This window comes from Xanthomonas sp. SS (assembly GCF_014236835.1).
Classification (GTDB): Bacteria; Pseudomonadota; Gammaproteobacteria; order Xanthomonadales; family Xanthomonadaceae; genus Xanthomonas_A.
Genome location: NZ_CP051190.1, coordinates 166,470 through 185,883 on the forward strand (window position 1 = coordinate 166,470; position 19,414 = coordinate 185,883).

The 19,414-nt window shown below is 68.1% G+C and carries 18 protein-coding genes; 13 read left to right on the forward strand and 5 right to left on the reverse strand.

Annotated features, from left to right (window positions below; translation table 11 throughout):
* The first annotated feature begins 42 nt into the window (after positions 1-42).
* Positions 43-1,779 (forward strand): P-loop NTPase fold protein, encoded by a 1,737-nt coding sequence (locus tag HEP74_RS00765; protein WP_185814767.1) that lies wholly within the window; start codon positions 43-45, stop codon positions 1,777-1,779.
* A gap of 162 nt (positions 1,780-1,941) precedes the next feature.
* Here HEP74_RS00765 and relB read toward each other — a convergent pair whose 3' ends face one another.
* Positions 1,942-2,187, reverse strand: coding sequence for a type II toxin-antitoxin system RelB family anti-toxin (gene relB / locus HEP74_RS00770; protein ID WP_185814768.1), 246 nt, complete (start codon positions 2,185-2,187; stop codon positions 1,942-1,944).
* Between the two features lie 111 nt (positions 2,188-2,298).
* Here relB and HEP74_RS00775 point away from each other — a divergent pair, with 111 nt between their 5' ends.
* The 3 genes from HEP74_RS00775 (at position 2,299) to HEP74_RS22025 (ending at position 3,872) form a co-directional block, all read left to right on the forward strand.
* On the forward strand, positions 2,299-2,628 hold the full coding sequence (locus HEP74_RS00775; protein ID WP_185814769.1) for a hypothetical protein: 330 nt from the start codon (positions 2,299-2,301) through the stop codon (positions 2,626-2,628).
* Entirely contained in the window at positions 2,621-2,977 is a 357-nt protein-coding gene (locus HEP74_RS00780) for a SymE family type I addiction module toxin (RefSeq protein WP_185814770.1), read from the forward strand. The genes HEP74_RS00775 and HEP74_RS00780 overlap by 8 nt, the downstream gene beginning before the upstream one ends.
* Positions 2,978-3,158: 181 nt before the next feature.
* Positions 3,159-3,872: a DUF2306 domain-containing protein gene (locus tag HEP74_RS22025; RefSeq protein WP_185814771.1), complete on the forward strand. Its 714-nt coding sequence runs from the start codon at positions 3,159-3,161 to the stop codon at positions 3,870-3,872.
* Positions 3,873-4,118: 246 nt separating this feature from the next.
* On the opposite strand, the gene HEP74_RS00790 is transcribed toward HEP74_RS22025, so the two are convergent.
* A complete protein-coding gene (locus tag HEP74_RS00790; RefSeq protein WP_185814772.1) occupies positions 4,119-5,381 on the reverse strand; it encodes a lipase family protein in 1,263 nt (420 codons plus the stop codon).
* A 99-nt stretch (positions 5,382-5,480) separates the two neighbouring features.
* Here HEP74_RS00790 and HEP74_RS00795 point away from each other — a divergent pair, with 99 nt between their 5' ends.
* Entirely contained in the window at positions 5,481-5,738 is a 258-nt protein-coding gene (locus HEP74_RS00795) for a hypothetical protein (protein ID WP_221893148.1), read from the forward strand.
* Between the two features lie 240 nt (positions 5,739-5,978).
* Here the strand turns inward: HEP74_RS00795 and HEP74_RS00800 are convergent, their stop codons facing one another.
* Both HEP74_RS00800 and HEP74_RS00805 read right to left on the reverse strand, forming a co-directional pair.
* Entirely contained in the window at positions 5,979-6,410 is a 432-nt protein-coding gene (locus HEP74_RS00800) for a hypothetical protein (protein ID WP_185816435.1), read from the reverse strand.
* Positions 6,411-6,946: 536 nt separating this feature from the next.
* Positions 6,947-7,837, reverse strand: a complete 891-nt coding sequence (locus HEP74_RS00805) for a type II toxin-antitoxin system RelE/ParE family toxin (protein ID WP_185814774.1) — start codon at positions 7,835-7,837, stop codon at positions 6,947-6,949.
* Positions 7,838-8,141: 304 nt separating this feature from the next.
* Between HEP74_RS00805 and HEP74_RS00810 the strand changes: the two genes are divergently transcribed.
* The 7 genes from HEP74_RS00810 (at position 8,142) to HEP74_RS00840 (ending at position 18,035) form a co-directional block, all read left to right on the forward strand.
* On the forward strand, positions 8,142-8,690 hold the full coding sequence (locus tag HEP74_RS00810) for a YdeI/OmpD-associated family protein (protein ID WP_185814775.1): 549 nt from the start codon (positions 8,142-8,144) through the stop codon (positions 8,688-8,690).
* A 119-nt stretch (positions 8,691-8,809) separates the two neighbouring features.
* Positions 8,810-10,192, forward strand: coding sequence for an MFS transporter (locus tag HEP74_RS00815; RefSeq protein WP_185814776.1), 1,383 nt, complete (start codon positions 8,810-8,812; stop codon positions 10,190-10,192).
* 139 nt (positions 10,193-10,331) lie between these two features.
* Entirely contained in the window at positions 10,332-10,934 is a 603-nt protein-coding gene (folE, locus tag HEP74_RS00820) for a GTP cyclohydrolase I FolE (RefSeq protein ID WP_179570518.1), read from the forward strand.
* Between the two features lie 71 nt (positions 10,935-11,005).
* The gene (locus tag HEP74_RS00825) at positions 11,006-12,475 is read left to right on the forward strand and encodes a DUF3375 domain-containing protein (protein ID WP_185814777.1); all 1,470 of its coding nucleotides are present in this window, start codon (positions 11,006-11,008) and stop codon (positions 12,473-12,475) included.
* Positions 12,462-13,166, forward strand: coding sequence for a DUF4194 domain-containing protein (locus HEP74_RS00830; RefSeq protein WP_185814778.1), 705 nt, complete (start codon positions 12,462-12,464; stop codon positions 13,164-13,166). Before HEP74_RS00825 ends, HEP74_RS00830 begins: the two co-directional genes overlap by 14 nt.
* Positions 13,167-13,248: 82 nt before the next feature.
* Positions 13,249-16,845, forward strand: coding sequence for an ATP-binding protein (locus HEP74_RS00835; RefSeq protein WP_185814779.1), 3,597 nt, complete (start codon positions 13,249-13,251; stop codon positions 16,843-16,845).
* Positions 16,846-16,850: 5 nt separating this feature from the next.
* Positions 16,851-18,035, forward strand: coding sequence for a Wadjet anti-phage system protein JetD domain-containing protein (locus HEP74_RS00840; RefSeq protein ID WP_185814780.1), 1,185 nt, complete (start codon positions 16,851-16,853; stop codon positions 18,033-18,035).
* 40 nt (positions 18,036-18,075) lie between these two features.
* On the opposite strand, the gene HEP74_RS00845 is transcribed toward HEP74_RS00840, so the two are convergent.
* Positions 18,076-18,849 carry a sulfite exporter TauE/SafE family protein gene (locus tag HEP74_RS00845; RefSeq protein ID WP_185814781.1) on the reverse strand — a complete coding sequence of 258 codons (774 nt, stop codon included), beginning with the start codon at positions 18,847-18,849 and terminating at the stop codon, positions 18,076-18,078.
* 100 nt (positions 18,850-18,949) lie between these two features.
* Here HEP74_RS00845 and HEP74_RS00850 point away from each other — a divergent pair, with 100 nt between their 5' ends.
* A complete protein-coding gene (locus tag HEP74_RS00850) occupies positions 18,950-19,342 on the forward strand; it encodes a YchJ family metal-binding protein (protein ID WP_185814782.1) in 393 nt (130 codons plus the stop codon).
* The last annotated feature ends 72 nt before the right edge of the window (positions 19,343-19,414 follow it).

A 19,414-nucleotide genomic window follows, 5' to 3' on the forward strand; every position in this document is an offset into this window, starting at 1 on the left:
AATAGGATTTGAGCCTGTCACTCAGCATTGGATAGAAGGCGTATGGAACCCATAAAAAGATATCTAATTGCTCCGCCGTCTGGCCACGCAATTCTGCTAAACGGCCCTTGGGGTAGCGGCAAGTCGTATCAATGGGAGCAGTTCTCGCAAACATTAGAGGAGATCGGTCGAGAGCCGATAACCTTGTCTGTTGCAGGGCTCAAATCACAAGAGCAACTCGAGTCAGCGCTTCTCCAAGCCTCTTTGAGTGGCCTGGGAAATGAAGCAATGAGGGAAGCTGTCACCGTTATCGGTCGGGCATTGCTGCGAGCGGTGAAGATTGAGCCGGATGACATCAAACTGAAGTCCGATTTCTCTTCGGGAAAAACCGTAGTCTGCCTCGATGACGTGGAGAGGTTTGCAGGAGATTTCCCAGTACTTTTTGGATTCATCATTAACTTGCTTGATAGAGCGCGGATACATTGCGTTCTATTAGCCGATGAAAAGAGGGCGGTAGAGAAATTCGGGAAGGATTTTAGAGTATCCAAAGAAAGAATAATTGGTCGCACGGTTGCTGTCACTCCAAACTTCGTTTCTTTCAGTGCGGAAGTGGTCAGGGGACTGGCGGACCAAGTGACGCGCGATTTGCTGATGCGGCATATCGACTACATCGAGATATTGCTAAGCCTCTGTGGCGCGTCAAACCTACGAACGGTGCGGTACTTCATCATTGAAGCCGCATCGATGATTACGGAGATCCGTCCTGTGGAGCAGAGCGATATCCGCCCACTTCTGAGTGCCGTGTGCTTCTGGACCTTCTCTGCAAGCCGTGACGCCGCCGAGCTTGAAGTCGCTGCCAATGTCTTCCGCATCGGTGGTATGGATGTGGCGATTCAGATGAATATGAATCGAAACAACGCATCAGACGCGGCCGATGACATCGTGACACGCGCCGCGCTCTTGCTACAGGACAGCGGGTTAGAAGGAGAGGGGGCAACGTGGCCGAAGTCGCCAGCATTCGCGGCGCTGATTGGTGGTGGTGAGGCGGACGTTGCAATGATTGCTGAGGACTTTGCTCTTCACGCCGTGGAATCCAGCTCACAGGCACGCGCGCTACAAGCGACCTTAAATGGTTATAGCCAGATGTCAGATGTGGAGCTTCAGTCGGCAATTGTAGAGGCGAGAGCTCTTATTCAACGTGGAATGGACGGCGACTTGGTCGAGCTGTTCGAACTTTACCGTACTCTCAGGCACTTTCGTGAACTGGGCTTTATTGCAGAGACGGAGGAAGATTTCGATCGGCAGATGCATGCGGCCTTCTCGAACTACGATGCCTCTCGAATCACTTGTGATGAGGCCGGTTTGGATTTCCTATTGGAGCATCAAGGTGCGAGCGGCTTGCCCGTTTGGGATGTAATCAGGACCCTTGCTGACCGAATCGAGGCGCAGAGCGTTGATGATCGAAAGCGGGAGCTGCTCGCTCAGCTAGCCGATCCATCAAAAGAGGTGCCAGGCCTGATCGAATCCGAAGGGATGTTCACAGGCTTGGACCCGAATGCGTATGCTATCGAGCTGATTGCTGGGGCTCCGATGACCACTGACCGGCTCTCCAAGGCCATCCGTAAGGCCTATCGAGTATCCAATGTCAAATCATATCTCCAGTCCGAAGCACCGTTCTACGATGCTTTGGCGTTGGCACTGGAGGCAGAGCTAAAGCTCGATACACCACGGACGATTGCTCAAGTTTCTGTGCTCGCCATAGTGGATCAGCTCACTGCCCTCGCAGACCGTGTCAGGTAAGGGCTGTAACCTGAGGAGTGGATGATCTCGCCTTGGGTAGCGCTCTGGAAGCAGGGTTGGCGGAAGTGGATGGGTCGTGTTCGCTTGTGGTCGGAAGCGAACACGTGCTGCAGAAGAACTGAAGCAGCGAATCCGTTGCGATAAATATGCGCGCTCTGGTCGTCACTTTAGTTCCCGCTCAAACTCAGCGACGAACGTAGTGAGCGTAGACCCGCAGGCATTGCAGAAATCCCGAAGCTGCAGAAGATCCATTCGGCGCTCTCCTCGCTCGACGTCACTGACATAGGATTGCGGGCGTCCTAAAGCCGCACTCAGGCCGGCTTGGGTTAGCCCAGCAGCGAGACGAAGCTCGCGTAGCTGCCGCAGCAGAATTGTGTAGTCCTTCTTGTGGATCGACTTGGTCGGCATGTCTGCAAGCTCGGAGGCCCGCAGCAAAGCTATATCCCCTTTTCAAATATCCGAAAAAGGGATATTATGAAGCTGCGGACAAGCCGTCCGCCCACGTCGAGGACGGATGCCATGACGACTTCGAAAGCCCGCACCACCGCCGCACTGCCGCAAACGGCCCCAGCGGCCACGCTGCCCACGCAGGAAGAACACTTCACCTTCGGCGTCACCCTGCAGCAACTCGATCAGTTCCACGCGCTGTTGCGCACCATCACCGCGCAGAGCGACATGGTGGCGGTGTGTAGCGGGGCGCCGCTGGACGACAAGAGCGTGTCGATCCTGGGCGAGAGCATCTTCACTGCCGCCCGCGCGGTGCGCGGGATCGTGGACGAGATCCACGCACAGCGGCTGGGCGGCGATGGCCTGGCGCCGGTGTCGCACGGGGAGCCTCGCCATGCGTAAGCCGCCTTCCCCTACCGCCGCCGCCTCGCGCAAGCGTGCGCCGCGCCATACAGCGCAATGCCGCGACTGGACCATCGTCGAGCCGACGCTCACGCCGATGCTGACGCCCGAGCAGATCGCCGCCGAACTTGCCGCCGAGGAGGCCCGCACGCCGCGCGCACCCCGCCGCCCGCGCCCGCCGCAGCGCTGCAAGATGGGCTACGGCTATTACCCGGCCAGCAACCAGGTGGTGCCGTCGCTGCGCCTGCGTGGGCGCTGGCTGGAACAGTTGGGCTTTGCCATCGGTAGCACCTTGCGGATCGAGGTGCGCGATGGCGCGTTGGTGGTGCGCATAGCCGGGGAGGAGTGACGCGCGTGCGTCCATGCGCAGGCGTGCGCATGGACGGTTGAACACCGGCCCGGCCGGCCGCTGCGGTGTGCTCCGCTGTGCGTGGGGTCGGTCCGATGATGGTCTGGCGCTGCGGCTGCCGGGTGAGCGCCGCCGTGCTAGCGTGCCGCTGCCGAGGGTTCGGCAGTGCGAAGGGGCAGGCATGGGCATTGAGTCAGTGCCAGTGGAGCGTCGCGTGGTGGCGCCGCGCACCAAGCCAGGCGTGCGCCTGGCCTGGTGGCTGTTGTGGCTGGCCTTGGCGGTGTTCGCCGGGGAGTTCGTGCACTCGGTGTACGAGAAGTACGCATCGCTGCAGTCGCCGGCCTACGCCATGTTCCTGACCCGCCGCGGCTGGCTGTGGTGCCACCTGGGTGGCGGCGCGGTCGGCCTGTTGCTCGGCGCGCTGCAGTTCGCGACGCAGCGTTGGCGGCGGTGGCCGCGGCTGCACCGCTGGGTGGGGCGGGTCTACTTCGCCGGTATGGCGGTGGCGATGGTCGGGGCGGTCGGCTTGATCGCCACGTCGCCGGCGCCGCTGTCGATCCGGCTGGCGTTTTCCGTGACGGCGCTGGTGTGGCTGGTCACCGCGTCGATGGGGTTGCTGGCGATCTTGCGCGGCCAGGTGCTGCGCCACCAGCGCTGGATGGTGCGCGCCTATCTGGCGACGCTGGCCCCTGTGCTGTTCCGGCTGGCGCTTCCCACGGCGATCGGGTTGGGCATGACGCCATCGCCTGGCCTGATCGCGCTGTTGCTGTGGGCCAGTTGGATGGTGCCGTTGCTGTTGTATGCGGTTGGTCGTGCGGTGGTGCATGCGCTGCGCGGTGGTATGCAGGCAGCGCCAGTTGCGGGAGCTGCCCGCATCGGGGGCGATGCAGGTTGATCGAGGAGCGCGTGCCGGGAGTGCGGTGCTGCGTCGCGCTTGCGCGGAAGGTCCGCGCCTTGTTGGTCCGCTTTCGCGACATGCTGGTTCGGCCACACCCGCTAGTCGCGATGCGCGATCGGCGCATTCCGCGCGGCCATTGCCCCTGACGCTGCCGCGCCGATGGTCAGGCGCGGCAGCGTTCGCTCGCTGGCGATCGCAAGGGCATGGGGGAGGAGGCTGCTCCTGCGATCCTCTGCGGCGAACTCAGCGGCGCTTGTCGAACAACTGCTGGCGCACGGCGACGGTGCAGGCTTCCTTGGTCAGCAGGTGCTCGAAGGCGCTGTTGTCGCTGGGCTTGCCGCTGCCCAGGTCGAGCACGGACGCCTGGTTGCTGCCGCGGGCCTTGAACGCGGCGACGGCGGTGGTGGCGTTCTTCAGCGGCACGGTGGCGTCGTTGTCCGAGCCGCACAGCAGGGTCGGGGTGCGCGGCGCCCAGTCGAGCAGGTCGTTGCGCTCCAGGTCGCGCAGGAACGGGTCGTTGGCGTTGCTGGCGAAGTCCTTGTAGAAGCCGGGCTGGAAGTACTGGCGGATCTTGTCGACGCCGGGCAGGGTGTCGCCGAGCACCAGGTCGGTCAGGCTGTGCGTGCCGGGGAACAGCGCTTCGACCTGTTTGGCCCACGGATCCTGGAACACCTGCGCCGGGTCGAGGTAGAGGTTGTGGTAGGTGTGCTGCATGCCGACGATGGCGTAGCTGGCCAGCACGATGCCGAAGGTGTTCTCGCCCACGACGCTGTGGCCGCTCCAGCCGTCGCGGAAGGTCTGGCTGAGCGCGTACGGGCCGGAGATCGGCGCGCTGGCGACCAGGTGGAATTCGTTGGACAGGTGCGCTTCGATCTCGCGCTGGGTGGCCATGGCGGCATGCCCGCCCTGCGAGTAGCCGGTCAGCATGACCTTGCCCGACAGGGGGGTGTTGAGCCGCTGCAGCACCTGGCGCGCGGCACGCAGGGCGTCGATGCTGGCGCTGGCCTCGGACGCGGCGTGCAGGTAGGGATGGAACGGATAGTTGGACTGGCCGATGCCGAGGTAGTCGCTGCTGACCACCACGTAGCCCTGGGTGGCGAGGTGGGTGACCATGGTGTCGTCGCCCTTGGCGTCGCGGATTTCCTTGGCCTGCTCGGCGCGGCGCAGCGACTCGGTCCCCTGGCTGTAGCTCACCAGCGGGAACGGCCCGGTGCATTGGCTGCCGCCCGGCACCAGCAGCGCTGCGGAGGCGGTGGCGGGCTCGCCGTCGACGCCGATGGTGGCGTAGGTGAACTCGGCGACGCGCACATCGCACTTGGCCTGGTCGGTGGACTGGTCGTTGGCCAGCAGGGTGCCGATCGCCTGGTGGGTGTAGCTGGTCAGCACATTGCTCTTGAGCAGCGTGCCGCGCGCCGGTGCGGCCGACGCGGCCAGGGGCAGCAGCGCGCCCGCAACGCCGATGGTGGACAGGACGCGCAGCGCCAGCCGATTCCGCAGTGTGGCCATGAAAAACGTCCTCGCAAGTAAATCCCGGTGGCACGGGAGGGTGGGGTGGGGGGCAACCCTACTACGGTGCTTCGACTGTTCTTCTGACAATTCGCGGCAATGTTTATCTGCAGTATGGATTCGCGCGGCAATCGGGCGAATATCGAGACACGCAGCGAAAATAAATCCTGTAGCGCGTCTGTGTGGCAGCGTGCGGAGCGGCACGCCGGTGCAGAAATTCGCCTGAAATCCACATGCTTTCGATGGATTTATGCCTGTTTCGCCGATAGCGAAAAATTAGATGGCGCCGCGCGTCATTCGAAAATGGATCTTTCAGTATTCGATTATCTCGCATTAAAGGTGATCGCCGCGCATTGAAAGATAATCCGGCATGCAGTGCATGTCGGGTATGGGCGATCACATCGATTGGGTGGCGCGAAGCGGCGAGGCCGCGGCGTCGGGTGGCCGCCTGGTTTCGCCGTAGGTCATGGCGCATGCCGCGCTCGCGTATGCGTCCAGCAGTGCGCGCGGCGTAGAAGACAAAAAAGCCGGCTACCCATCAGGGCATGCCGGCCGGATGTAGCTGCCTGCGCGGCTGCGCAGGCAGGACGAAGCGGATTAGCGCACCTTGTACAGCACCGCAGCACCGGGCTTCGGTTCGAACATGGGCACGGTCTGCTGCTTGAGTGCGTTGCCGTTGGCGTCCCACACCAGGGTCTCGGCGGGGTATTCCTCGTTGCGGGTCATGGCGCCGATCTGCTTGACGATCACCGTGGAGCCGGCCTTCACCTCGGGATTCCAGGCGAACACGCCGAGCCTGCCGTAGAACACGGCCGGCGCTTCGGCATCCAGGCGGCGGTCGGGGCACATGACCAGGCCGCGGTCGAGCATCACGCGCAACGCGCCGACGGGCACGGCTTTCACGGTGGGCGCGGTGCGGTCGGTGCTGTGGCCGGGGCAGACATTGGCCGAGCGGAGCAGCATGTCCTCGACCACTTGCCGGTCGGGCTGGGCGAAGGCCGGCAGGGCGGCGGCGGACAGGGCGAGCATTGCGACAGTGGACTTCCAGTGCACGTGACACCTCCTATTGATTGAATTGCTCCAAGCGTCGCGGTCGGCCACGTGGCACAAGTGGGCTGCCGCCGAGGACGCGCGGCGACTCTATCAACAAGGCCAATGGGCAATTGCAAATGAAGCGTGATGGCGCGTGAGGTTGTGCACGCTTCTATTCACGTTGGGTGTGTCGATCGATGGCGGTGGCCAGGTGATTGCACAGTGGCGGTAGGCGCGCGGGGAGTGCGGCGATGCGTTCTTGCACATTGCATGGCGCGCACTCACGTGTCGGCATCGCTGCGGAAGGTGAGCGAACATTTCTCCCGAGGGGAGAGGGGCTAGCGGCTGTTCCTTCTCCCGTCGGGAGAAGGTGCCACGCAGGGGCGGATGAGGGTACGGGCGAAGCCTCGCGCGCCCGAACTCAGCGAGACGCTTTCGCGCCGGACTCTCACCCCAACCCCTCTCCCGGGGGGAGAGGGGCTTTGGTCGATCGCGCGGACTCTTGTCCCAGCCCTCGCCCGAGGGGAGGTGGACTATTTGTACGGCCCCGGCCCGCGCCAGACCAGTTCGCCCTGCTTGTAGACCTGCAGCATGGTGATGACGTCGCGGGCGTCGCCGATGGCTTTCAGTTCCGGGGAGTCCGGCGGCAGCGCGCGGCATTTGCCGGAGCCGCGCTTCATCGCGATCTCCAGCGGGCAGGCCATGCGGTACTGGGTACCGGGCAGCAGGATGAAGAATTCCTTCATGCCCTGGTCCATCCAGGCGCGCAGCAGGGTTTCGCTGCGCAGGTCGTAATAGACCAGGTAGCCGCCCAGTTCCATGCTGGGGCCGGCGTCGCTGGGGTCGCCGCGGCGCCCGCCACGACCGCCGCCGTCGCGCACCAGCCCCGCTTCGTTGGGGCCCAGATCCTGGTCGATCGCGCCCGGCGGCCGCCCGGTCCAGGTCTCGCGGCGCTGGGTCGGTTCGGGTGCGCTGGCGGGGGCCTGGGCCTGCTGCTGGGTGGCGGGGTCCGGCTGCGGGGGCGCCGGTTGCTCGGCCGGCGTGGGCGCGGGCGGTGCCGGCGTGCTGGCGGTGGCTGCCGGATCGGGCGGCGGCACCGGGTGGTCGGACTGCGCGACCAGCGTGGACTGCACCGGCGAGGTGGCGCGCCGTTTCTTGGCCGCGACCGGCTTTTGCGCGGGGGTGGGCGAGGGCGGCGTCTTGGCTGGATGCACCGGCTGGCGCGTGGCGCCGATGAAGTCCACCTTGGTCCGGCCACCACTGGCCGCGCCTTGCGGCGTGCTCATGGTGGGCGGGTCGGCCAGCAGCAACAGCAGCAACATCAGCAGATGCAGCACTGCGCTGACGATGGCGGCAATCCAGGGGTCCAGGCGTTCGACCCAGGATTTGGCCCGGGGGTCCGCGCGATGCGACGCGTTGCTCATGCCGCCGCGGCTGCGTCGGGAGTGCGGGCCTTCATGGGGGGTCTGCAGGGTGCGGCCGTGGGGGCGCCATCGTAACGCGTGCGAGGCTCCGTTCATTTGTCGGGCCGCAGCACGCTTAGGGTCTGTTGCTGTTGGCGGGACATGGCGATCCGGCCAGGCCACGCCTGCACGTGGTCGGCGTGGGCGGCGTCCGCAACACCGCACGGCGGTCCGCGGCCAGCGCCATGAGGCGCTCCAGCGTGGGGCTGCGGGCTCCCGGCCGCTGCCAGATCACCCGCCGGCACGCAGTGCTATCTTCCGCGCCATGTCCAAGGGCAACGCCACCATTCGCTTCAAGGCGAGGCTGCTGCGGCCGGCCGCGCCGAAGGATGCGGCCTGGACCTTCCTGGTCCTGCCCGTCGAAGCCAGCGCCAGGCTGCCGACGCGCAGCATGGTCAGCGTGGACGGCACGCTCGCCGGGCAGCCGTTCCAGGCCACGCTGGAGCCGGATGGGCAGGGCAGCCATTGGCTGAAGGTCGAAGAAGCGCTGCGGGCGGCGGCCGGGGTCACCGTGGGCGAGACGGTGGCGCTGGAGATCGCGCCGGTGGCGGTGGAGCCGGAACCGGCGGTGCCGCCGGACCTGGCCGCCGCGCTCGCCGCGGAGCCGGCTGCGCGTGCGACCTGGGACGACATCACCGCGCTGGCGCGGCGCGACTGGATCTTCTGGATCGTCTCGGGCAAGAAGGCCGAGACGCGGGTCAAGCGCATCGCCAGCGCCTGCGACATGCTCGCCTCGGGCAAGCGCCGCGCCTGCTGCTTCGATCGCTCGGGCATGTACAGCAAGTCGCTCGGCGCGCCGCAGGCGGTGGAATGATGCACGGTGGCAACGCGCCGCGCGCGCGTGCCGCTCGGGTTGGCTGAGGCCGTTCGCGACAGCGCCCTCGCACATCGCCACCTATACTCCGGCGATGTCCAGCTGAAGGGTCTCATCGCATGAGCACACCCGCATCTTCGACCGCCGCCGCTTCCGGCGCCGCGCCCGGCAGCCTTCGCCGCTCGGTGTCCAATACGCTCAAGGGCTCGGCCGGCAACCTGGTCGAGTGGTACGACGTCTACGTCTATTCGGTGTTCGCCACCTATTTCGAATCGCAGTTCTTCTCCAAGGAAGACAAGAACGCCACGATGTTCGTGTGGGCGATCTTCGCGATGACCTTCCTGATGCGGCCGATCGGCGCGTGGTACTTCGGCCGCTTCGCCGACCGCTACGGCCGCCGCCTGGCGCTGACCATCTCGGTGTCGCTGATGGCGCTGTGTTCGTTCGCGATCGCGGTCACGCCGACGGTGGCCACGATCGGCATCGCCGCGCCGATCGTGCTGCTGCTGGCGCGGCTGCTGCAGGGCTTCGCCACCGGCGGCGAGTACGGCACCAGTGCCACCTACATGTCCGAGGCGGCGATCCCGGGCCGGCGCGGCTTCCTGTCCTCGTTTCACTACGTGACCCTGGTCGGCGGCCATGTGCTGGCGCAGACCACGCTGCTGCTGATGCTGCATTTCGCCGACAAGGGCTGGGTGTCAGAATGGGGCTGGCGCCTGGCGTTCGGCCTGGGCGGCATCGGCGCGCTGGTGGTGTTCTGGCTGCGCCGCACGATGGACGAGTCGTTGGGTTCGGACTCCATCGCCGAGGCCAAGAAGGGCGGGGCGCGCTCGGCCGGTTCGCTGCACGAGCTGTTCGTGCACCAGTGGCGCCCGCTGCTGCTGTGCTTCCTGGTCACCGCGGGCGGCACCATCGCCTTCTACACCTATTCGGTCACCGGGCCGAAGATGATCCAGACCGCGTTCGCCGGCGACGACGTGATGGCCGGCACCATCATCAACCTGGTGGCGCTGACCGTGCTGATGCTGATGCAGCCGGTCGGCGGCTGGCTGTCGGACATCATCGGGCGCAAGACGCTGCTGGTGTTCTTCGGCATCGGCGGCGTGCTCTACACCTGGTTCCTGGTGCTGGAGCTGCCCAAGCAGAGCGATTGGCTGACCGCGTTCGCGATCCTGACCGGCGGCTTCGTGATCCTGACCGGCTATACCTCGATCAACGCGGTGGTCAAGGCCGAACTGTTCCCCACCCACATCCGCGCGCTGGGCGTGGGCCTGGGCTATGCGCTGGCGAACTCGGCGTTCGGCGGCACCGCGCCGCTGCTGTACCAGGCCTCGCTGAAGACCGGCCACGTGACCACCTTCGTCTGGTACGCCACGGCGGTGATCGCGGTGTCGCTGGTGGTGTACATGTTCTTCCTGAGCAACAAGGGCGCGAACTGGCTGGACGACGAGCGCGCGATGCGCGAGCGCCGGGCGGCGAAGGCGGCGGCCGGACGCGGCTGAAGCCGGCGGCGGCATGGGCGCGACCACCGCGCCCGTGCCGCGGCGAGCGCCGCGATCCCGGCGGGACGTTGGCCTCCGGTTTCGGCGGCACGCGTGCGACTCGGGTACCATGCAGCCCCCCTCACGGGCGTTTTCGCTCATGGCCGATTCCAAGAAGACCCCCGACTCCCCCGTTACCCAGGACCAGGCCGAAGCCGCCGTGCGCACCTTGCTGCGCTGGGCCGGCGAGGACCCGGACCGCGAGGGCCTGCTGGACACGCCGCGGCGCGTGGCCGAGGCCTATGGCGACTGGTTCAGCGGCTACAAGGCCGACCCGCGCGAGTACATGCTGCGTACCTTCGAGGAAGTGGCCGGCTACGACGAACTGATCGTGCTGCGCGACATCGAATACGAAAGCCATTGCGAGCACCACATGGCGCCGATCATCGGCAAGGTCCATGTCGGCTATCTGCCGCGCGGCAAGGTGGTGGGCATCAGCAAGCTGGCACGCGTGGTCGAGGCCTATGCGCGGCGCTTCCAGGTGCAGGAGAAGATGACCGCGCAGATCGCGCAGTGCATCCAGGACGTGCTGCAGCCGCTGGGCGTTGGCGTGGTGGTGGAAGGCGCGCACGAGTGCATGACCACCCGCGGCATCCACAAGCGCGGCGTCAGCATGGTCACTTCGAAGATGCTCGGCACCTTCCGCGAGGACGCGCGCACCCGCGCCGAGTTCCTGCGCTTCATCGACGGCGGCGTGCGCTGAGCGTGCCGCATGCGGTGCCGCGCTAGCCTTTCCGCGTCTTCGTCACGTTCGTTGCGCCCGGCAGCATCGGCATGAAACACCGCGCCCGCATCGCCCGCTACCGCGCCATGCGCGAGCAGCCGCTGTGGAAGCTGCTCGCCGCCGACCAGGCGCCGGAAGTGATCGGCCTGCTGCAGTCGCTGCTGCTGGACAGCGAACGCCGGCTGCCGGCGGCGGTGCTGCACGAGCGCCTGCAGCGCATGCTCGACGAACTCAATGCCGACCAGCTGTCGCGCGAGTTGCCGCGCACCGCGCAAGCCTATGTCGCGCACTGGCTGGCGCAGGGCTGGCTGGAGCGGCGGCTGCCGGAAGGCGCGCAGCAGGAGGAATACGAACTCTCCACCCAGGCCACGCAGGCGATCCGTTTCGCCGACGGCCTGGAGCATGCGCGCGGCGCGGCCACCGAGAGCCGCCTGGCCTTGGTGATGCAGCAGCTGGCGCAGCTGGCGGCGCTGACCGAGACCAATCCGGACGCGCGGCTGTCGGCGCTGCGCGACGAGCGCGACCGCATCGACGCGGAGATCGCGCGGGTGTCCAAGGGCAAGGTGGCGGCGCTGGACGGCAAGCGCGCGCTGGAACGCGCGCGCCAGGTGATCGCGCTGGCCGACGAATTGACCGAGGATTTCCGCCGCGTCCGCGACGATTTCGAGCAGCTCAACCGCGATTTCCGCGAGCGCATCATCGACGACGAGGGCGAGCGCGGCGAGATCCTGGGCAAGCTGTTCGAAGGCGTGGACGTGATCGGCGACAGCGATGCCGGGCGCAGTTTCCAGGCGTTCTGGGCCTTGCTCAACGATGCCGAGCAGAGCGCGCAGCTCGACGCGGCGCTGGAGACGGTGCTGGCGCGCGGTTTCGCGCGCAAGCTCGACCGGCGCGAACGCGGCTTCCTGCGCGGGCTGACCGGCACCATGCTCGAGCGTGGCGGCCAGGTGCACGACGTGATGCAGCATTTCGCGCGCAGCCTGCGCGGTTTCGTGCAGAGCCGCGGCTATCTGGAGCAGCGCCGGCTCAACCAGCTGCTCAAGCAGGCGCAGGCCGAGGCGCTGGCCTTGCGCGACCACATTCCCGCGCAGCGCGGCATCGGCCGCGATCTCAACCTGACCACCAGCCGGCTGCGCTCGCTGGCGCAATGGCGCCTGCACGACCCGCGCCAGCAACAGGTCGAGGGCGGCATCCAGCGCAACGAGGCGGCGGCGATTTCGCTGGACAGCGTCGGCGACCTGGTGGCGCAGTCGGAAATCGACTTCCGCAGCCTGCGCCGCGATCTATTCGACTTGCTCGCCGAGCAGCCGCAACTGTCCATCGCCCAGGTGCTGACGCAGCGTGAGGCCAGCCAGGGTCTGGGCAGCGTGATCGGTTATCTGTCGCTGGGCACCCGCCATGGCGTGATCGCTGCCGGGCAGCACGAGATCGCGCAATGGCGCGGCGGCGACGGCCAGTGGCGCCGCGCGCGCATTCCGTTGGTGTGGTTCACCCAGGAGAAACGCCATGAACTGGCATGAGCACGAGTTGGATGCCGAGCAGGAACGCCTGCCGGACGCGGCCGACAGCGCGGCGCCCGACGCCGGCACCGGCCTGTTCCCCGGCGACAGCGGGCGCCTGCCGGTGGAGGCGCGGCGCGCGCTGTGCCAACTGCTCAGCGGCCCCAGCGTGGACGCGCAGCGCCACAGCAAGCTGTGGCCGGCGCTGCTGCGCAGCGAGGCGGCGATCCGCAGCGCGCTGGCCGACCTGTTCCTGGAACTGGTGCTGGACCGCGAGGCCGGCATCGCCTTCACCCGCCAGGCCGACACCGGCGAGCTGGAAGCGCCGGTGCTGCTGCGCTCCTCGCCGCTGACCTTCATCGATTCGGTGCTGCTGCTGTACCTGCGCCAGCAACTGGCCGAAGCCGATGCGCGCGGACTGCGCGCGGTGGTGGAGGACGCGCAGCTGGGCGAAGCGCTGGCGGTGTACGAGAAGAACCTGTCCACCGACCGCGCCGGCTTCCTGCGCCGGGTCGGCAATGCCGTGCAGAAGATGAAGGACAACCACATCCTGACCCGCCTGCGCGGCGAGGACGAACGCTACGAAGTCTCGCCGGCGCTGAAGCTGCTGTTCTCGGCCGAGGACGTCGCTGCGCTGGCGCAGGTGTACCGGCAGCTGCGCGAAGGCCCGGGCAGCGGTGAGGACGAGGCCGAAGCTGCGCAGGACGCCTAGGGCGCGCTTTCGCCGGCGCGGACTGCCGCGAAAGCGCCCGCGCCGGCTTGGTTCCGCGCGTCCCCGTCCCTAGACTGTGCGGATGAAATCCTCCGCTTCCACGCCTGGCCTGTTCGCCGGCGATCTGCCCGATCCGCGCCTCCAGCAGTTCCGCATGCGCCGCCTGCAGGTGCACAACTGGGGCACGTTTTCCGGCCTGACCGAGATCCCGATCGCCGCGCGCGGCTTCCTGTTCGTCGGCCGCTCCGGCTCGGGCAAGTCCACCCTGCTCGATGCGATGTCGGCGTTGCTGACGCCGCCGAGCATCGTCGATTTCAACGCCGCCGCGCGCGAAGCCGAGCGCAGTGGCCGCGACCGCAACCTGGTGTCCTACGTGCGCGGCGCCTGGGCCGACCAGCAGGACAGCGAATCCGGCGAGATCGCCACCCAGTACCTGCGCAAGGGCGCGACCTGGACCGCGCTGGTGCTGGAATACCGCAACGGCGAGGACCGCGTGGTCAGCCTGGTGCGGCTGTTCTGGATCGCCGGCAACGGCACCGCCGCGGCCGACGTGCGCAAGCACTACATGGTGGCCGAGCGCGCGTTCGACATCGCCGCCGACCTGGACGGCTTCGACCTGGACCTGCGCAAGCTCAAGCAGCGCCTGCACGACGTGCACCATTTCGACAGCTTCGCCGGCTATGCCGAACGCTTCCGCCACCAGCTCGGCATCGGCAACGAGATGGCGCTGCGGCTGCTGCACAAGACCCAGTCGGCGAAGAACCTCGGCGATCTCAATGCGTTCCTGCGCGGCTTCATGCTCGAGGAGCCGAAGACCTTCGACGCCGCCGAGCGCCTGGTCGGCGACTTCGCCGAGCTCGACGGCGCGCATCAGGCGGTGGTGACCGCACGGCGCCAGGTCGAGACCCTGCTGCCGGCGCGCGGGCACCACGCCGAGCTGATGGCGGTGCGCCGCCAGCGCAGCGAACTGGACGAACTCAAGCTCGGCATCGACAGCTACCGCGAGCAGCGCCGCCTGGCGCTGCTGGATGCGCGGCTGCAGGAACTGGACACGCAGGACCGCGGCCTGGCCGGTGAGGAAGGGCAGCGCCGCGCCGCGCTGGAGAACCATCAGCGGCGCCTGGACGACCTGGAAGCGCAGCGTCGCGCGCAGGGCGGCGAGCGCATCGATGCGCTGGAACGCGAGCGCGGCCAGCAGGAAACCGAGCGCGACCGCCGCGCCGCCAAGCGCAGCCAGGCGGAGCAGGCCTGCCGCCAGCTGGAGCAGGTGCTGGCCGGCAGCGCGCACGGTTTCGCCGAACAGGCCGCGCAGGCGCGTGCGGCGCTGGAGGACGGCACGCGCGCGGCCGCCGAACTCGACGAGGCGATCGGCCAGCGCATCGCCGGCAAGGCCGAGGACGCCAGGCGCTTTGCCGAGGTGCGCGCCGAGATCGACGCGCTCAAGCGCAACCCGTCCAATATCCCGGCGCCGATGCAGGCGCTGCGCGCGCGCCTGAGCGCCGACACCGGCGTGCCCGAGGCGGCCTTGCCGTTCGTCGGCGAGCTGCTGCAGGTGCGCAGCGAGGACGCCGACTGGCGCGGCGCCATCGAGCGCGTGCTGCACGGCTTCGCGCAATCGCTGCTGGTGGACGAGCGCCATTACGCCGACGTGGCCGACTGGGTCAACCGCACCCATCTGGGCATCCGTCTGGTCTATTACCGGGTGCGCGACAACGAACACGCCCTGCCTGGGCGCGCGCCGGCCGCCGGCTCGCTGCTGCATAAGCTGGAACTGCGCGAGCACGCCTTCGCCGGCTGGCTGCGCCGCGAACTGGGCAAGCGCTTCGACTACGACTGCGTGGACAGCGCCAAGGCGTTGCGCCATGCCGAGCGCGCGATCACCCGCGAAGGCCAGGTCAAGCATCCCGGCGAGCGCTACGAGAAGGACGACCGCCACGCGGTGAACGATCGCCGGCGCTGGCTGCTGGGCTTCGACAACCGCGACAAGCTGACCTTGTTCGAAGAAGAGGGCCTGGCGCTGGCGCAGCGCATCGCCGCCTGCGATGCCGACGTGGCCGCGCTGCGCGCGCGCCGCGAACGCGACGGCGCGCGGCGCCTTGCCCAGCACACCCTGGCCAACCTGGCCTGGGACGAGATCGACGTGGCCGCGCCGCTGCAGCGCCTGAACGACATCGCCACGGCGCTGCGCCAGTTGCGCGAGGGCGACGCCAACCTGCGCGCGCTGGGCGAGGCGATCGACCATGCGCGCGCGGACATCAAGCAGGCCGAGCGCACCTTCGAGGGCGTGCGGACGGAGCGGATCGCGCTCGGCGTCGAACGGACACGCTTGGAGAAGCAACGGCTGTCCTGCGCCGACGCGGACGCGCGCGTGGTCACGCCGCTGCAGCGGCAGGGGCTCGACGAACGTCTCGCTGGCCTGGGCGTGCTCAGCCTGGACAATCTCGAGGCGCATTTCCGCCAGATCGGCAATGCCCTCGTCGAGCAAACCAGCGCCAGCGATAAGGAACACAACCGCCTGGAGCAACTGCTGCTCGGCTGCTTCCGCCGTTACTGCCAGCAGTGGCCCGAAGACAGCGGCGATTTCACCGTCGGCCTGGGCAGCGCCGAGGATTTCCTCGCGCGCCTGCAGCGCCTGGAACGCGACGGCCTGCCGCAGCACGAGGCGCGCTTCTTCGACCTGCTGCAGAGCCAGAGCAAGAACAACCTGCTGGCCTTGCAGCGGCATACCGCCGAGGCGCGCAAATCGATCGCCCAGCGCCTGGACGAGGTCAACGCCAGCCTGGAGCAGGTGCCGTTCAACCGCGGCACCTTGCTGACCATCGAGTTGGGCGACCGCCGCCTGCCGGAGGTGATCGAGTTCCACCAGCGCCTGCGCGACGTGCTCGGCCACCACCAGACCGAGCAGCGCGAACTGGCCGAACAACAGTTCGCGGTGTTGCGCGAACTGGTGCGCCGGCTCGGCTCGCAGGACGGCGAGGACAAGCGCTGGCGCGAGCTGGTGCTGGACGTGCGCCTGCACGTGGAATTCGTCGGCGTGGAGCTGGATGCCGCCACCCGCCAGCAGGTGGAGATCTACCGCAGCGGCGCCGGCAAGTCCGGCGGCCAACGGCAGAAGCTGGCCACCACCTGCCTGGCCGCGGCGCTGCGCTACCAGCTCGGCGGCGAGGACGGCGAACTGCCGCGTTACTGCGCGGTGGTGCTGGACGAAGCCTTCGACAAGGCCGACAACGAGTTCACCGCGCTGGCGATGAACATCTTCGAGAACTTCGGTTTCCAGATGGTGGTGGCCACGCCGCTGAAATCGGTGATGACCCTGGAGCCGTTCATCGGCGGCGCCTGTTTCGTCGAGATCAGCGGTCGCCACGACTCGGGCGTACTGCTGATCGAATACGACGAGCAGGCGCGCCGGCTCAAGCTGCCAGAGCGCACGCGTGGCGCGAATGCGGCGGACGCCACCGCGGCCGCGCCGGACGAACAGGAAGCGCCGGAGGCGGAGCAGGCGCAGCCGGCGCCGCAGCGTCTGCGCGCTGGCGCCGTGGCGGTGGTACGCAGCGCTGTGGCTGACCCTGCGCTTTCAGATGCTGCCGCCGCCACGGCAGCCACGCCGCAGCGCACGCCGCCCAAGTCCAAGCCGACGTCCAAGACGAAGCCCAAACCCAAATCCAAGCCGAAGGCCTGACGTGGATGGCGCGCGCTAACGCGATGCTGTTGCCCGACGCCGCGCTGGCCGCGCTGCGCGGGCAATGGCGGCTGCACCGCGGCGCCTGGCTGCTGGGCGAGGCCGTGCCGCAACTGGTCGCGCTGCGCATGCCGACCCAGGCCCAGGCCAGCGCCGGATTCGAGGCGTTCGGCGCCTGGCTGCGCGCCTGGCGCACCACGCCGTTGCCGGGGCACGTGGAATGGCGCGATGTGAAATGGCCGCAGCTCGGCCCGCAATGTCTGCCGCAGGCCTGGCAGCCGAACGCCGACGAGGCCGCGCTGGCGCTTGGCGAACACGCGCGCTGGCAGCGCGCACGCCAGCGCTGCGCGGCGCTGGTCGCGCGCTGGCCGCAGGCACTGGGGTTTGCCGCGCGTCTGCGCCGGCAGTTCGACCTGCTCGCCGATGCGCCGGAAGCGGACTTCGTGCGCTTGCTCGCGGTCGTCGAGTGGCTGCACGCGCATCGCGACAGCGGCCTGTTCCTGCGCCAGTTGCCGATCGCCGGCATCGACAGCAAATGGATCGAGCCGCGCCGCGGAATCATCGCCGACTGGCTGGCCGGGCTGCGCGGCATCGCCGAACCGCGCGGCTTCGACAGCCTGTCCGGACTGCGCCACGCGCCCGACCGGGTCCGCCTGCGCCTGCTCGATCCGGACCTGCGCGTGCGGCTCGGCGGGCTGGACGACATCCAGGCGCCGATCGGGGAGGTCGCCGCGCTGCAGCTGCCGGTGCGGCAGGTGCTGATCGTGGAGAACCGCGAGACCGGCCTGGCCTGCGAGGACCTGCCCGGCACGCTGCTGCTGATGGCGCGCGGTTACGCGGTGTCCTATGTCGAGCAGATGCCGTGGCTGCAGCAGTGCCCCTTGTACTACTGGGGCGATATCGATACCCATGGCCTGGCCATCCTGGACCGGCTACGCCGACATGCGCGGCATGTCGCCTCGGTGCTGATGGACGAACCGACCCTGCATGCGACGCCACGCGAGCTCTGGGGCCACGAGCCCGCACCGCATCCCGCCGAGGCTGGAGAACTCGTTGCGCTGACGGATGCCGAGCGCGGCTTCTACGCACGCCTGCGCGGCGGCGAGTTCGGCCCTGCCCCGCGCCTGGAGCAGGAGCGCATCGCCTGGAACTACGCGTGGCCGCGCCTGCGCGCCGCAATGGCCGGCTAGCGCGACGACCGATCTGCGATCGCGCCGATACGGCCGCGCCTCAGCGCAGCAGATCCCACCCCATCTTGCCGATCAGCACCACCACCAGCACCAGGAACAGTTGCCGGATCAGCGGCGTGCCGCCGCGCAGCGCCAGCCGCGTGCCGGCCACCGCGCCGGCGATGTTGGCCACGGCCATCGGCACCGCCACCGCCAGCAGCACCTGCCCGCTGGGCACGAAGAAGCACAGCGCGGCCAGGTTGGTGGCCAGGTTGACCACCTTGGAGGCGGCCGAGGCGCGCAGGAAGTCCAGGCCGAAGAAGCGGATGAACAGGAAGATCAGGAAGCTGCCGGTGCCGGGGCCGAAGAAGCCGTCGTAGAAGCCGATCGCCGCGCCCATCGCCAGCGCGATGGCCAGTTCGCGGCGGCCGATGTGGCGCGGCCGGTGCAGCGCGCCGAAGTCCTTCTTGACCAGCGTGTAGGCCAGCATCGCGATCAGCAGCGCGAGGATCAGCGGCCGCACCGCCTGTTTCGGCAGCAGGCTGACCGCGGTGGCGCCGAGGAAGGAGAACGCGAACGCGGCCGCGGTGGCGTACAGCACCGGCCGCCACGGGAAGCGCACGTTGCGCGCATAGCGCCAGGCCGATGCGCCGGTGCCGGCCATCGCGCTGAACTTGTTGGTGCCCAGCAGCACCGCCGGCGCCTGCTGCGGCAGGGTCGCGAACAGCCCCGGCAACTGGATCAGGCCGCCGCCGCCCACCGCCGCATCCACCAGCCCGGCGACGAAGGCGATGCACAGCAGCCACGGCAGCTCGGTCGGGATCAGTTCCAGCAAGGCGGCGCTCCGTGCGATGGGGGGCGCAAGCATAGCCGGGGGCCGCCGCGCACGGCAGCGCAGGCGTGCGCCGCGCCGTCACAGCCGGCACAATCGGCGCATGTCTCCGTCCGCCCCGCGCCTTGCCGATCCCTGTCCCTGCGGCCGCCCGCGCGAGTACGCGCAGTGCTGCGGGCTCTACCATGCCGGCGCCGGCGCGCCCGACGCCGAAACGCTGATGCGTTCGCGCTACAGCGCCTACGTGCGCCGCGACGCCGACTATCTGCGCGCCAGCTGGCACCCGTCCACGCGCCCGGCGGAATTGGAGTTGGATACGCACACCACTTGGCTCGGCCTGACCGTGCAGCGGGTCGTCGTCAGCGGCGCCGACCGCGCCGAGGTCGCGTTCCTGGCGCGTTACCGCATCGGCGGCGGCAGCGCCGTGCGCATGACCGAGCACAGCCGTTTCGTGCGCGAGGACGGCCGTTGGTATTACCTGGACGCGCTGGACTGACCCATGGCTGGGCGCGGCATCAGGTTTGCGCGTGGCTGGCCGATGATGTTGCAGTGTCCGCCGTTCCTGCAG